Source organism: Mycolicibacterium litorale, from assembly GCF_010731695.1.
Classification (GTDB): domain Bacteria; phylum Actinomycetota; class Actinomycetes; order Mycobacteriales; family Mycobacteriaceae; genus Mycobacterium; species Mycobacterium litorale.
Genome location: NZ_AP022586.1, coordinates 1,488,372 through 1,501,310 on the forward strand (window position 1 = coordinate 1,488,372; position 12,939 = coordinate 1,501,310).

At 69.2% G+C, this 12,939-nt stretch carries 14 protein-coding genes and 1 pseudogene; 6 read left to right on the plus strand and 9 right to left on the minus strand.

Annotated elements, in window-relative coordinates; genetic code table 11:
- The first annotated feature begins 70 nt into the window (after positions 1-70).
- Entirely contained in the window at positions 71-298 is a 228-nt protein-coding gene (locus G6N30_RS06950) for a hypothetical protein (protein WP_234880373.1), read from the plus strand.
- Positions 299-345: 47 nt separating this feature from the next.
- Here the strand turns inward: G6N30_RS06950 and G6N30_RS06955 are convergent, their stop codons facing one another.
- Positions 346-792: an STAS domain-containing protein gene (locus tag G6N30_RS06955; protein ID WP_134060945.1), complete on the minus strand. Its 447-nt coding sequence runs from the start codon at positions 790-792 to the stop codon at positions 346-348.
- Positions 793-1,341: 549 nt separating this feature from the next.
- Here G6N30_RS06955 and G6N30_RS06960 point away from each other — a divergent pair.
- Positions 1,342-2,151, plus strand: coding sequence for an RNA polymerase sigma factor SigF (locus G6N30_RS06960; protein WP_134060944.1), 810 nt, complete (start codon positions 1,342-1,344; stop codon positions 2,149-2,151).
- A gap of 6 nt (positions 2,152-2,157) precedes the next feature.
- Here the strand turns inward: G6N30_RS06960 and G6N30_RS06965 are convergent, their stop codons facing one another.
- Positions 2,158-2,796, minus strand: a complete 639-nt coding sequence (locus G6N30_RS06965; protein ID WP_134060943.1) for an SOUL family heme-binding protein — start codon at positions 2,794-2,796, stop codon at positions 2,158-2,160.
- A 186-nt stretch (positions 2,797-2,982) separates the two neighbouring features.
- Here G6N30_RS06965 and mbp1 point away from each other — a divergent pair, with 186 nt between their 5' ends.
- A complete protein-coding gene (mbp1, locus tag G6N30_RS06970; RefSeq protein ID WP_179965560.1) occupies positions 2,983-3,237 on the plus strand; it encodes a microaggregate-binding protein 1 in 255 nt (84 codons plus the stop codon).
- A 15-nt stretch (positions 3,238-3,252) separates the two neighbouring features.
- On the opposite strand, the gene G6N30_RS06975 is transcribed toward mbp1, so the two are convergent.
- The 7 genes and pseudogenes from G6N30_RS06975 to G6N30_RS07005 all read right to left on the minus strand — a co-directional run bounded on the left by G6N30_RS06975 (position 3,253) and on the right by G6N30_RS07005 (position 11,201).
- Entirely contained in the window at positions 3,253-4,728 is a 1,476-nt protein-coding gene (locus G6N30_RS06975) for an AMP-binding protein (RefSeq protein ID WP_134060941.1), read from the minus strand.
- Positions 4,728-5,909: a PP2C family protein-serine/threonine phosphatase gene (locus G6N30_RS06980; RefSeq protein ID WP_134060940.1), complete on the minus strand. Its 1,182-nt coding sequence runs from the start codon at positions 5,907-5,909 to the stop codon at positions 4,728-4,730. Before G6N30_RS06980 ends, G6N30_RS06975 begins: the two co-directional genes overlap by 1 nt.
- A complete protein-coding gene (locus G6N30_RS06985) occupies positions 5,906-6,706 on the minus strand; it encodes an alpha/beta fold hydrolase (protein ID WP_134060939.1) in 801 nt (266 codons plus the stop codon). The genes G6N30_RS06980 and G6N30_RS06985 overlap by 4 nt, the downstream gene beginning before the upstream one ends.
- Before the next feature lie 40 nt (positions 6,707-6,746).
- Positions 6,747-8,561: a sensor histidine kinase gene (locus G6N30_RS06990; RefSeq protein ID WP_134061010.1), complete on the minus strand. Its 1,815-nt coding sequence runs from the start codon at positions 8,559-8,561 to the stop codon at positions 6,747-6,749.
- Between the two features lie 56 nt (positions 8,562-8,617).
- Positions 8,618-10,279 (minus strand): acyl-CoA synthetase, encoded by a 1,662-nt coding sequence (locus G6N30_RS06995; protein WP_134060938.1) that lies wholly within the window; start codon positions 10,277-10,279, stop codon positions 8,618-8,620.
- A 43-nt stretch (positions 10,280-10,322) separates the two neighbouring features.
- A complete protein-coding gene (locus G6N30_RS07000) occupies positions 10,323-10,745 on the minus strand; it encodes a hypothetical protein (protein WP_134060937.1) in 423 nt (140 codons plus the stop codon).
- A gap of 77 nt (positions 10,746-10,822) precedes the next feature.
- Positions 10,823-11,201 (minus strand): annotated as a pseudogene (locus tag G6N30_RS07005) (hypothetical protein).
- Positions 11,202-11,274: 73 nt separating this feature from the next.
- On the opposite strand from G6N30_RS07005, the gene G6N30_RS07010 reads away from it, so the two are divergent.
- Genes G6N30_RS07010 through G6N30_RS07020 form a run of 3 tightly spaced genes read left to right on the plus strand, consistent with a single transcriptional unit; the run spans position 11,275 to position 12,926 of the window.
- Positions 11,275-12,099 carry a nuclear transport factor 2 family protein gene (locus G6N30_RS07010; RefSeq protein ID WP_134060936.1) on the plus strand — a complete coding sequence of 275 codons (825 nt, stop codon included), beginning with the start codon at positions 11,275-11,277 and terminating at the stop codon, positions 12,097-12,099.
- A 9-nt stretch (positions 12,100-12,108) separates the two neighbouring features.
- Positions 12,109-12,300 carry a hypothetical protein gene (locus G6N30_RS07015; RefSeq protein ID WP_134060935.1) on the plus strand — a complete coding sequence of 64 codons (192 nt, stop codon included), beginning with the start codon at positions 12,109-12,111 and terminating at the stop codon, positions 12,298-12,300.
- Positions 12,301-12,353: 53 nt separating this feature from the next.
- Positions 12,354-12,926, plus strand: a complete 573-nt coding sequence (locus G6N30_RS07020) for a hypothetical protein (RefSeq protein ID WP_163687450.1) — start codon at positions 12,354-12,356, stop codon at positions 12,924-12,926.
- The last annotated feature ends 13 nt before the right edge of the window (positions 12,927-12,939 follow it).

Genomic DNA, 12,939 nt, shown 5'->3' on the forward strand with positions numbered 1-12,939 from the left:
AATTGGTCTCGATCTCGGACACGTCGGCGTGGGTCCCGCGCATCGCTGGTGGAGCCACGAGACTTCTCGCATGCGGGTTGAGGAAACCATGTGGGATGTACTGCTCCCGAGGGATGTTGACGAACGCTGCGGGTATTCGCCCCGCGCCGCGCTGGCCGAACTCGTGGCCAAGCAGCTGCCCTCGTACAAGCGTCTGCTGCGTGTGGTGACCTGGTCGCCCGACGCGGGCCATCTGTTCCGGCCGACGCCGAACTTCCGGCGCTACGCCGTGTGCTACGAGGTCGAACTCGCCACCTGAACGAAACATCAGGCCCTGCCGCGGTTTTCGCGCGAACGGCGAAACGCTCACCCAGCCCAGGAGGTGGGCTGGCGGCGGCGGGCGACCCGGTCGAGCCGCGCCCGCGCCGAATCCACACTGTCGGCGAGCGGCAGTTCACCCTGCGGATCGCAGATGCGCAACATCCGTCGGACCTCCCTGCCGGGGACGATCACCCAGTCGACGTCGATCCGTGCGCAGCTCACGCTCATGTAGTGCAGCGCGCTGAAACCCTGCGAGCCGAAGAAGGTCACCGCGCTCAGGTCGACGATCAACTGCGAGGCGGTCGCGGTGTGGCGTTCGACGTAGCGGCCGAGATCGCGCCCGTTGGTGGCATCCACCTCTCCGACGGCGGTGACCACCGACAGAATCGGCGACGGCGATCGGATCGAGAAGACGGCGCGACCGCACTCCTGGGGCGCTTCCGCGGCCGAGGGGTCAGGACGGAAAACCCGGACGGTGCCGATGTCAATCATGGGTGGGACTCCCTCGATCGTGTGCCCCGATGGGTGTTCGGCGGCCACCGTGACGTCACAGCTTGCACGCCGCCGGGGGATGGCCGGCAAGCCGTCGCGAGTGACCTCGCCGCTGGCTGCTTCTTTCAACCTGTGACGCAGATTACTACGGAATACGTCGTATTACTACAACCTTAAGCAGGTTCTCAGAAAGCCGTCTACCTGCGTATTTGCAAGTGGAGCGCGTGACGTCTACGCAAATTTCGGCGATCCGCCGGGCGGTGACGACGGATTGCGTAGTTCTACAAACTCCCGCGCGCACAACGGCGACGAAGCCGGTTCCAGGGGGTAGAGTGACTGACATCCCGTCCGGGAGGCGTCACCGTTTAGTTCAAAGCGGACCGCTGTAGGCGAAGTCCGATCGAGTCAACGGTCCCATTGCCGCCGAGTCTTCGACAGGTGAAAACCCCTTCGTCGACAGCAGTTCCGAAGTCTCCCGGATAAGCAAGGCATGCGCCGTCTCACACCGGCGTTGCTTTCGCGTCCGCACCGAGTCCGGAAGGACCCGCGATGACGATTGTTGATGACACCCCCCAGTTGGCGACCAGAAGGCCGTCGACCCGCACCCAAGACGATTACGCCGACGTTCCCGACATGTTCCGGCTTCTGGCGGTGATGGCCGTCGAGTCCCCGCAATACGCCCGTCAACGTGAATGCATCGTCACCCGGTGCCTGCCCCTGGCCGATCACATCGCCTTCCGCTACCACCGCAAGGGCGAGAACCTCGACGACCTCGTGCAGATCGCCCGCGTCGGCCTGATGCACGCGGTGAACCGCTTCGACCCCGAGAACGGCGCCAATTTCCTGTCTTTCGCGGTGCCGACCATGCTCGGCGAGATCCGTCGTCACTTCCGCGACAACGGTTGGGCCATGCACGTACCACGCCGGCTCAAGGATCTGCACGTACAGATCACCCGGGCGACGCCCCGGTTGACGCAGTCGCTCGGCCGGGCGCCGACCCCGACCGACCTGGCCGTGGAGTTGGGGGCGGACCGCCAAGAAGTGGTGGAGTGCCTGGTGGCCGGTGACTCCTACAGCCTGCGCTCGATCGACAGCCCGATCTCCTCGGCGGACGACACGACCCGGTCCCTGGCCGACACTCTCGGCGAGGTCGACGCCGACATGGAACACATCACCGACCGGGAATCGTTGCGCCCCCTGCTCGCTGCGCTCACCGAACGCGAGCGAACGGTGATCAGCCTCAGGTTCTTCGCGTCGATGACGCAGACGCAGATCGCCGAACACATCGGTGTCTCGCAGATGCAGGTGTCGCGCATCCTCGCCAAGACGCTTCAGCAGTTGCGCGACGGGATGACCTGACCCGGATCAGTCGGCCAGACGCTGCCGGACCGGAATCGCGATCTCGTTGCGACGCCGGAACGGCAGCGTCCACGGCGGATCGTAGAACCATGCGGCGGGTTCGCCGTCCGGTTCGAAATCGCTGTCCCGCAGCGCCGTCAGCAGCTCATCGGTGCGACGTGAGACGGCCCGCGTCCCGCGGTCGCCGGTGAAGCTCAGCACGGCCACCGTCGCGGGCGGGGTCACCGTCAGCCGCACACGCTCGTCGTTCGGGGTGGGCAGGCTGTCCATCGTCCACTTCGAGGGCATGAGAAAACGGATCGTCCACTCGCCGGGCGAACCGGCCGACTGCGCGACCGGAGCGGTCATGGCGATGGTGGTCCCGCGCTGTTGGGCGACCGGTGCGGTCATCGCGATCTCGGCGTCGCGGTGGTTACCCCCGAAGATGTATCCCGCCAACCGGCGGAAGCCCTCGTTGCGCGCGGCCTCCTCGTCGGCCGACACCGTGGTCTCCGCCGCGATGCGTTCGTCATAGCGGCGAATCTCGACAGCACCCGAGAGCCGTTGTGTCGTGTGAGGTGGCTCTTCGGTGCCACACCGGATTCCCACCGTGGCGGCCGCCGCGTCGGCCACCTGGCCTGCTGTCCGCACTATTGCTCCGAGCATCGCGTCCCTCCTCTGGTCCGGTGCACGGTTAACCGGCGCCGCAAGCCCGCAAACGACGCTGGGCACCACGTCATGGTTGCGACATCACCCGAACGGCGGGCACCAGGTTTGGTCCATGATCACTTTTGGGAACAGAGCTTCCGAACGCCTCGGCGCGGGGCCGTTGACAGGAAGGATCAAGCCATCATGGCCGACGACAACAGCGGTAACACCGGACCCGAGGAAGCCGTCAAGGGTGCGGTCGAAGGGGTGAAGGGCAAGGTCAAGGAGGTCACCGGTGCCGTGCTGGGCCGCGACGACCTCTACCGAGAGGGCCAGGCGCAGCAGGACAAGGCCGACGCCCAGCGCGACGCCGCCAAGAAGGAAGCCGAAGCCGAGGCCGCCCGCGGTTCGGCGAAGGTCGCCGAGGAGCGGCAGAAGTCCGAGCAGACCGGACACTGACGGCTCGACCGTCGGTCAGGCTCCGAACGCTTCGCGGGCCCGGCGACGGACCGCGTTCTTGTCGACCTTCCCGTTCGTCGTCAGCGGCAGCGCCTCGACGAACAGCACGTGGCGGGGTCGCTTGAACGCGGTGAGTCGCGCCCGCACGTGGTCGATGAGGGCCGTCTGCGTGGGGTGCCTGCCGGTGGCGCGCACCACGACCGCGCAGACGGCCTCGCCCCAGTACTCGTCGGGAACACCGACCACCGCGGCCTGTTCCACGTCCGGATGATCGACGAGGACGTCCTCGACTTCGCGTGAGGACACGTTCTCTCCGCCGGTGACCACGATGTCCTTGCGGCGGTCGATCACGTACAGCCTGCCGTCGGGATCCATCCGGCCGACGTCTCCGGTGGCCAGCCACCCGTCGTCGTCCACCGGCGGCCGGTCGGGCCAGTAGCCGGCGGCGACCTGCGCGCCGCGCACCTCGATCTCCCCGGACGCCGCGATCCGCACCTCGACTTCCGGATGAGGTAGGCCCGCGCTGGCCAGCAGCTCCTGACGCCCCGCGAGGCCGCGGCGGTGATCACCGGGTCCGAGGAAGGCGACGTTCCCCCCGGTCTCGGTCATGCCGTAACCCTGATGGAAGTCGCAGTCCAGCCGATCCAGTGCGGTGCGAAGCAGATCCGCGGGAATCGCGGCGGAGCCGTAGGCGATCGAGCGGAGCGTCGGCAGCGCCCCACCCGTCGACTGCAGGTGGCCGAGCAGGGCGTGCAGCATGGTGGGGGCCAACGAGCAGGCGGTCACCCTGTGCTCGTCGATCGTTCGCGCTATGGCGTCGGGCCGGAACTGTGCAGCCAGCACCACGGTGGCGCCGACGGCGTGCTGCACCAGCATGTTGTACCCGGCGATGTGACACATGGGGAACGGCAGCAGGTACACCCCGCCCGGCGTGACGGCGCGTCCGACGACCGACCCCTGCACCGCGGCCAGTACCGAACGATGGGTGTGCACAACACCTTTGGGAGTGCCGGTCGATCCGCTGGTGAACAGCAGCCACGCCGGGTCGTCCGGGGCGGGTGAGGCAGCAGCGGATCCGGCGGGCGCGGCGGTCAGTTCCGCCGCATCTGCCGCCATGACCTGTTGCACCGACGGCACCTCGGAGCGCAGGTCGGTCAACCGGTCGAGGTAGCCGGGGTCGCCGACGACGACGGTCGGGCTGGTCGCGGCCAACTGTGCGTACTGCTCGGCGGCCCGCAGCCGCTGGTTGATCAGCGTGAGGATCCGGCCGGCGCGCGGCACCGCGTAGTACAGGCGGGCGTAGGCGGTGCTGTTGTCGGCGACGACGGCGATGCGGTCACCGGGTGCGCTGTGAGCCGCGACCCACGCGGCGACCGACCGGATCTGCTGGTCGAACCGGGCGAACGACGTCACCACAGCATCCGGTCCGATCACGGCGGGACGCTCCGGATGCGCAGCGGCGGCCGATGCCACCAGATCGTGCAGCAGCACTAGCGTGGCACTCCGAGCGCCAGCACCGCGGCGTCGTCCTCCACGCCGGCGCCCAGTTCGGCCAACAGGTTCCGCAGGGTGCCGACGATCTCGGTCGCGGTCGAAGGTGCATGCGCCCGAGCCAGTTCCATCAGCGCATCGTGGTCGTCGTAACGCTCGGCGCCGCGGCCGATGCGGGCCTCGGTGACCCCGTCGGTGTACATGACCAGGGTGTCACCGGCCCCGAGGTGCACCCGGGCCGACGCGAACCGGGCGTTGCTGAAGATGCCGACGGCCTGGCCTCCTTCGGTGCTGACCTTGCGGACGCCGCCGTCGGCGCTCAGCAGCAGCGCCGGCGGGTGGCCACCGCTTGCCAGGTGCACGTCGAAGCCGTCCCCGTGGCGGATCAGCAGGCCGAACACCACCGTGCAGAAGTGCGAACGGTCCGCGCCGTACTCGTTGATCAGCACCGTGTCCAGGTTGTGCAGCACCGCCACCGGATCGTCGTCGAACACCGCCGCAGCCCGCAGCGTGTAACGAGCGAGCGAGGCCACGGTCGCCGCGTTGATGCCCTTGCCGCAGACATCTCCGAGGAAGAACGCCGACCGGTCGTGTCCGAGCGCGAACAGGTCGTAGAAGTCGCCGCCGACTTCGTCGTGCGACGCCGCGTGCAGGTGCGCGGAGGCCTCCAGACCGGCCGGCGGGGACAGGGCCGGCGGGAGCAACGACTGCTTGAGCGTGCGCGCCAGTGCGGTCGCCCTGGCCCGCTCCTGCTCGGCACGCCGCCGCTCGGCCAGGAGCTCCTGCTCGTAGGCCCGCCGGTCGCTGGCGTCCTGCAGCGCGAGGCGGATGATCGTCGGCGTTCCCGAAGCGTCGGTCTTGACGTTGGCCGCGATCAGCGCGGGCAGCCGGTCACCGTCCGCGGTGACCAGATCGACTGTGACACCGCGGATCTCGCCCGAGAGATGCAGCAGGGGTGCGAAGTGCGTCTCGAAGTGAATCCGGCCGCCGGCGGTCAGCAGGTCGGTGAACGGTGTGCCGATCAACTCCTCGACAGACCTGCCCAGCCAGCCGGCCAGCGTCTGGTTCACCGACAGGATCCGCCGGTCGGGCCCTGTGGCGAGGTGACCGCACGGCGCCTGCTGGTACAGGTCCTCGACGGTGTGGTTCGGTGCCGGATCGGCACTGTCGGGTGGCGTCACGTCGACCGGGCGAACACGGCGATCGCCTCGGCCGTCTCCTCCGGGGCGCTCAGATGGGGACAGTGGCCGGTGGTCTCGAGGGTCAGCAGTGCGCTGCCGGGGATGTGGTCGTGAACGAACGCGCCCACCCCGCGCGGGGCGATGACGTCATACGCGCATTCGATGACCAGGGTGGGTACGTGCACGCCGGCGAGGTCGGCACGGTTGTCCGACAGGAACGTCGCCCGGGCGAACACCTGCGCCCGGCCCGGGTCGGTACGGCAGAAACTCTCGGCCAGCTCCTCCGACAGTTCGGGCTGACCCGGCGCGCCCATGATGGTCGGCGCCATCGCGCGCGACCAGCCGAGATAGTTGCTCTCCATCGAGTCGAGGAGTTCGTCGATGTCCGCCCGCGAGAAGCCGCCGCGGTAGTCGGCGTCGTCGACGTAACACGGTGACGGCGTGAGCAGCACCAGCTTCGCGATCCGGGTGGGGTCGGCGCCCACGGCGAGCACTCCCATCATCGCGGCGACCGAGTGCCCGACGAACACCACGTCGGTCAGGTCGAGCTCACGGAGCAGGTCAAGGACGTCGTCGGCGTAGCCCTGGAGCGACGAGTAGCGGCCGGCGTCCCAGGCCGCCGGATCCGAGCTACCCGAACCCACATGGTCGAACAGGACGACGCGAAAGTCGGGCGACAGGCGAGCGGTCACCTTTCGCCACAGATTCTGGTCGCAGCCGAAACCGTGGGCGAGCACGATCGTCGGTCCCTGCTCGGCCCCCACGATCCGGACGTTGTTCCGGGAGCGCACATCCATCGAGACGATCCTTTCACCTCACGCGCGTGCCGGCGGACGGTCAGAGCGGAATCTTCACCGTCAGCGTGGTACCCGCCCCTTCGGCGCTGGCGACCTCCAGGTGTCCCGACACCGCCTCGACGCGGTCTTTGAGCCCGATCAGCCCCGATCCCGCCGACGAATCGGCGCCACCCACCCCGTCGTCGGCGACCGAGAGATGTAGCGCACCGTCGACGATGCGCGCTTCGACGGTCACCTGGGTGGCGCGCGCGTGCTTGGCGGTGTTGGTCAGGGCCTCGGCGACGACGTAGTACGCCGCCACCTCTACCGGTTCGGGCAACCGCCGGTCCACGTCGAGGTCCAGGTCGACCGGGACGCTCGAGCGGCGGCTCAGCGTCTTGATCGCCGGCCCCAGCCCGCCCCGCGACAGGATCGCCGGGTGGATTCCGCGGGACAACTCCTGCAGATCATGGTGCAGGTCGGCGAGTCCGGTCACCACGCGGGTGACTGCGTCACGCTGCGGGGTGGCCTCAGGTGGCAGTGACGCCTCCAGGGCGCGCACCTCGAGACCGAGTGAGACGATGCGCTGCTGGGCCCCGTCGTGCAGATCACGTTCGAAGCCCCGGCGGGCATGGTCTGCGGCGGTGATGATGCGGGTGCGGGAGGCTTTGAGCTCGGCGCGCGTCTCGGCGTTGGCGATCGCGGTGGCGATGAGGTCGGCGAAGTCGCCCACTCGCGCCTCGCATTCCGGCGGCAGCGGGTCCGACGTGACCGAACCGACGAGGACCGCCCCTCGCACTTCACCGTCGACCAGCACCGGCGCGCCGACGCCTGCGCGGACCCGCAGATCGTGTAGCCGGGCGGCGATCGCCCCGTCGGCCGCTGCATAGTCGTCGATCCGCGCGGGCCGGCCGGTCGACCGGATCCGGCGGCTCAGACTGTCCCCGTCCATGCGGAACCGCTCACCGACCCGCAGCGCTTCGGTGTCCCTGCTGTCCCGGGCAGCCAGCACGACGCAGTGGTCGTCCCCGTCGTACTCGATGAGCGTCACGTGCTCGACGGCGAGGCCGCCGGCCAGTTCGGTCACCGCGGCCGGATACACCTCGGCGGGTTCGGCGCCCCGGGCCACGAGGGTGGCGACTCGGCGCAGCGCGGCCTGCTGGTCGGCCAGCGCGCTGACCTCGGCGTGGCTCTCGGCGAGCGCGGCGTTGATCTCCTGACGGTCGCGCGTCGCCACCAGCAGGGACTCCAGTGACGGCAGAATGCGCTCCACCCGGCGACGGGCGTCGGTGGGCAGGGCGGCGGGTATCAGCAGCGTGCCGATCGGCGCCGGACCGTCCCGCAGCGGCACCGCGTCGGACTGCGCGTCACCGGGCAGGTCGTTGAGGCTGAGCACCGCGAACGACAGTCCGAGCACTTCGGCTATCCGGCGACCGGCACTGTCCAGGGCCGCTCGCAGGTCGCCGGTGCCGAGAGTGGAGCGGGCCAGTTCGGCGGACAGGTCCGCCTCGACGCGGCGCTGTTCGGCCTCGGCGGCGCGCAGCCGGGCCTGCCCGACGAGCAGGTTGGTCAGCAGGGCGAGCGGCAGGAACACCGACACCGCGGGCGCCAGGCTGTCGGTGCCTTCGAGGTGGAAGTAGACGTACACCAGCGCACTGGCCAGTGACGTCGCCACCGCGAGGCGGAAGCCCCAGCCGGCGGACACCACCAGCACGCCGAGCAGGAACACCGCCCCGAACGCGTTCTCCGGCGCCACCCGCTTGAGTTGGAAGACCAGGAACGTCTCGAAGACGATGAACGCGATCGCCACGACGACGCCCAGCCACAGCGGGGGAGCGGTCGGGCGTAGCAGCAGCCTGAGCAGCCGGTTGGGCACCGAACGCGTTCGGCCGGTCACACTCACGGGCCGATGGTAGAGCCCCGCTCCTGAGGTCAGCTGCTGACGCTCTCGGTGGCAACCGATTTGGCCCAGCGGTAGTCGGCCTTGCCCGCCGGCGAGCGCACCACCTTCTCGGTCCGGATGAACACTTTCGGCACCTTGTATCGGGCGATCGACCGGGAGCACACCTCGGCCAGCTCCTCGTCGGTCGCGGACTCACCCTCGGCGAACTGCACGACCGCGACGACCTCACTGCCCCAGCGTTCCGAGGGCCGGCCGACCACCACGACGTCGTACACGGCGGGATGCGCCGCGACCGCCCGTTCCACCTCCTCGGCGAAGATCTTCTCGCCGCCGGAGTTGATGGTCACCGAATCGCGGCCGAGCAACTGGATGCGGCCGTCCTCCAACAGGTTCGCCCGGTCACCGGGTACCGACCAGCGCACCCCGTCGATGGTGGGGAACGTCTTGGCGGTCTTGGCCTCGTCGCCGAGGTATCCGAGCGGGACCAGATCGCGCCGCGCCAGCCACCCCTGACCCTCACCGGGCTGTAGCACGCGACTGAAGTCAGCGGACACCACCGCGGTGTCGCTCTGCGGTGTGAAGGTCGCGGCCTCGACCTCCGCGCCGGCACTGGCGTAGGTGCTCATCTGCGCACCGGACTCCGAGGATCCCACGGCGTCCATGACGATCACGTGCGGTAGCGCCGCGAGGATGCGGTCGCGCACCGTCGGCGACAGCGGGGCGCCGCCGTTGGTCAAGGTGACGAGGCCGGACAGGTCGTAGTCCCCGCGCTCGATCTCGTCGAGCAGCGGGCGGGCGACCGCGTCGCCGACCATCGGAATGCTCAACACCCGCTCCCGGGCGGCGACCCGCAGCGCGTCGTCGGCGTGCAGCCGGTCGACGTGGTCGGGGATGGCCAGCCGGCCGCCCATCGTCACCGCGTTGTACGCCGCCCACTGCGCGGCGCCGTGCATGAAGGGCGGGATCATCAGCAGCCCCATCGCACCGGCGCCGGCCCGCGCGCGCTCGGCGAGCTCCTCATACGACGACAGGAACGTGTCACTGCCGAACGGCCGGCCGCCCATCGACGACAGGAAGATGTCGTGCTGGCGCCACAGCACGCCCTTCGGCATCCCGGTGGTGCCGCCGGTGTAGAGGATGTAAAGGTCGTCCCCGGTCGGCACCGGCATCCCGCACGATGGTGCGGGCGTGGTGAGGATCGACTCGTAATCGACTGCGCCGGGCAACAATTCGTTACCCGAGTCGTCGGCGACCTGGATCAGCACCCGCAGATTCGGCAGCTGCTCGCGCACCGCCGCCACCTGGGGTGCGAACTCCGCGCCGTACACGAGCGCCTTGGCGTCGGCGTCGGTGAGCAGGTAGGTGAGTTCTTCGCCGACGTAGCGATAGTTGACGTTGAACGGTGCGACACGGGCGCGGTAGCTGCCGATCATCGCCTCGAGGTACTCGTTGCCGTTGCGCAGGTAGACGCCGAGGTGGTCTTGACCGGATTCGTGACCGAGCAGGCGGTCGCGCTCGGTGTGGCACCCCAGGCCGACCGACGTCAGATAGTGCGCGACACCGTCCACGCGCGCATTGGCGTCGGCATAGCTGAGCCGCCGGTCCCGCCACACCAGGAACGTGTTGTCGGGAACCGCCTCCGCCACCGTGGCGAATACGGTCGACAGATCAAAGCTCACACCGTCGGTCATGAGGTGACCATACAACGAGCGCTGGTTCGTATGGTCGGATGCGTCAGGCCGGGTGCAGTCCGCTGCCGGTCAGCACGGTCGGCTGCCAGCCCTGCGCGCCGACGCACAGCAGCGGGCGCCCGTCGGGAGCCTGCGCGGTGGACTGCGGACCGGGGCACGGCGCGCCGATGTCCTGCACGCCGTGCAGTGCGTAGGTCGCGGTCCAGAAGCCGGTGTAGACGGGCGGCCACTGGTTGGGGATCCACTTGCACTGCAGCGGTTCGCCGCCGCGGCCGCGGCCGAAGACGTTGCGTTCCCAGCTGTAGCAGGGGGCGCCGAGCTTCGCGTCGTAGCTCATGCCCGGCACGTCGGTGGGGTACCGGCCCGGATCGTCGTTGTAGTCGTTCGACGGGTCGGCGACCGCGCCGGGCGCCAGCGCGACAGCGGCTCCCGCGATCGAAGCGGCGACGAGAAGTTCACGAAACATGTCCACCCTCACGGCTGACTCGACGGCCTGGCGGGAAAAGCCTAGCCGGTGGCCGACGGGCGCGACCGCTTTCGGCCCTACTCGGCGGAGTCGGGATGCGCGTCGGTGTCGAGCACGCTGACCGCGATCCCATACGGCAGGAACCGGACCTTGCGGGTCGGATCGGTGTTGTTCTTGTTGGCCCGCAGCGCGTCGAGTTCGGTGGGGAACACCTGCTCGATGTGGGCGCCGCCGTCGGCGTCGACGGTGTAGATCGCCCACACGCCGACGCCGAGCCTCACCGGTGGTCTCGGGCTCGGGCCGCGGCCGGCCGAACCGGCCCAGCTCGTCGAGCAGGGCGCCCCACCCCGCGCGCTCACCCGAGGTGGTGAAGAAGCGACCGACACCCTCGAGTGCCTCGCGGGCGACGCGGTCGAGATCGTCGGGGTCGAAGCCGAATGGTCCGTTGTTGCTCATTGCCGTCCTCCTCGTGGGCCGCAACACTCACGGTACTCACTGTTCGATCCGAGGCGCGCGAGATAGGTGACCGATGACCTTCACCCGAGCGGAACTGCTGACCGCTGTCGAACGCTCACCGCAGTTGGTGGCAGAGCACGACCGCGCGGGCTGGGTCGGGCTCTACACACCGGACGCGCAGATCGAGGACCCCGTCGGCAGCCGTCCGCACCGGGGCATCGCAGAGATCGACCGCTTCTACGCCACCTTCATCGCCCCTCGGGAGATCGCCTTCCAGGTCCGCGGCGACGTGGTGGTCGACGACACCGTCATCCGCGACGCCGACCTCGAGGTGCGGATGTCCGGGGGTGTGACCATGCGAATCCCCGCCGTGCTGCGCTACGACCTCGCCGCGGTCGGCGGTGACCTGAAGATCACCCGCCTGCAGGCGTTCTGGGAACTGCCCGGCATGGTCGGGAAGTTCCTGCGCAACGGACCCCGCGCGGTGCCCGCCGGCGCCGCCCTGAGTGTCGCGCTCCTACGCAACCAGGGGCTCGGCGGCGCAGCGGGGTTCCTCACGGGGCTGCGCGGCGCGGGCACCACCGGCAAACGTCACGTCGACGAATTCCTGCGCGACGCCACGGCCGGGAACGAGGTGGCGGTGCGGCGCAGGCTCGGCAAGGGTGCGCGCATCACCGTCGGTGAGCGTCACCCGCTCACCGGAGCCGAGCTGCTCGCGCTGCTGGCCGGCGCACGCTGGGACAAGCTGATCGCCGCGGGCCGGCACGTGGTCGCCGCGATCGAGTCACCCGCCGCGGAACGGGGCGTGCTGATCGCCGACGTCGAGAGCCGGCCGTTCACCATCACGCGCCTGCGCGTCTTCGCCGGACCGGGGTTAACGGGAGTTGACCGCGGGTAGACCTGCCCCGTGAGCACACCCAGCGATGAAGCCGACAAGAGCGAATCCGACGTAGGCGACGACTCGAAGGTCGCCTCCTCCCGCGCGGGCAAGGAGGACAGCGACGAGGACGGCACCTACGTCGGCCGCACCGGCAGCGACGACGCTCTCGACGACGAGCAGAGCGGCGCCGAGGCCCGCTCGCAGCAGCAGGGCAGCTGATCCTGGGCTGGACGGCCGGGTTGCACACCGCCGGAACTCCGGCATGAGACGGTATGACGACCATGTCTGACCGCCAACACATGACCTACGAGGACTTCGGCCGTAGGTTCTTCGAAGTCGCCGTCACCGAGGAACGCGTCGGCGCGGCCATCGGCGAGATCGCCGGCGACGCCTTCGAGATGGGCCCGATGGGGCAGGGACCCGGCGGCATCGCCAAGGTCACCGCCAGGGTGAAGATCCAGCAGCCGCGCGTGACCCGCCATGTCGGCGAGATGATCACGTTCGCGATCCGCATCCCGCTCGAGATCGACATGGTGGTCGATCTGCGCATCGACAAGCCGAAATTCGTGGTCTACGGCGAGATCTCGTTGCGCGCCTCCGCGCTGGCCGCGCAACCCCTGCTGCTCATCCTCGACGTCAAGAAACCCCGCCCGTCGGACATCTCGATCCACGTGACGTCGAAGTCGCTGCGCGGCGAGGTGCTTCGCGTGCTGGCCGGTATCGACGCCGAGATCAAACGATTCATCGCCGCCCACGTCGCCGGGGAGATCGAGAGCCCGGAATCCAAGCAGGCTCAGGTCATCAACGTCGCTGAGATGATCGACGAGTCCTGGACGGGGATCTGACGCGAAGAATCCG

Excerpts from the sequence above, each read along its gene's own strand:
- G6N30_RS06955 (WP_134060945.1), bottom strand. The coding sequence starts at position 792 with ATGATTGACATCGGCACCGTCCGGGTTTTCCGTCCTGACCCCTCGGCC.
- G6N30_RS06985 (WP_134060939.1), bottom strand. The coding sequence starts at position 6,706 with ATGGATGTGCGCTCCCGGAACAACGTCCGGATCGTGGGGGCCGAGCAG.
- G6N30_RS06965 (WP_134060943.1), bottom strand. The coding sequence starts at position 2,796 with ATGCTCGGAGCAATAGTGCGGACAGCAGGCCAGGTGGCCGACGCGGCG.
- G6N30_RS06960 (WP_134060944.1), top strand. The coding sequence starts at position 1,342 with ATGACGATTGTTGATGACACCCCCCAGTTGGCGACCAGAAGGCCGTCG.
- G6N30_RS06950 (WP_234880373.1), top strand. The coding sequence starts at position 71 with ATGCGGGTTGAGGAAACCATGTGGGATGTACTGCTCCCGAGGGATGTT.
- G6N30_RS07000 (WP_134060937.1), bottom strand. The coding sequence starts at position 10,745 with ATGTTTCGTGAACTTCTCGTCGCCGCTTCGATCGCGGGAGCCGCTGTC.
- mbp1 (WP_179965560.1), top strand. The coding sequence starts at position 2,983 with ATGGCCGACGACAACAGCGGTAACACCGGACCCGAGGAAGCCGTCAAG.
- G6N30_RS07010 (WP_134060936.1), top strand. The coding sequence starts at position 11,275 with ATGACCTTCACCCGAGCGGAACTGCTGACCGCTGTCGAACGCTCACCG.
- G6N30_RS06995 (WP_134060938.1), bottom strand. The coding sequence starts at position 10,279 with ATGACCGACGGTGTGAGCTTTGATCTGTCGACCGTATTCGCCACGGTG.
- G6N30_RS07020 (WP_163687450.1), top strand. The coding sequence starts at position 12,354 with ATGACGACCATGTCTGACCGCCAACACATGACCTACGAGGACTTCGGC.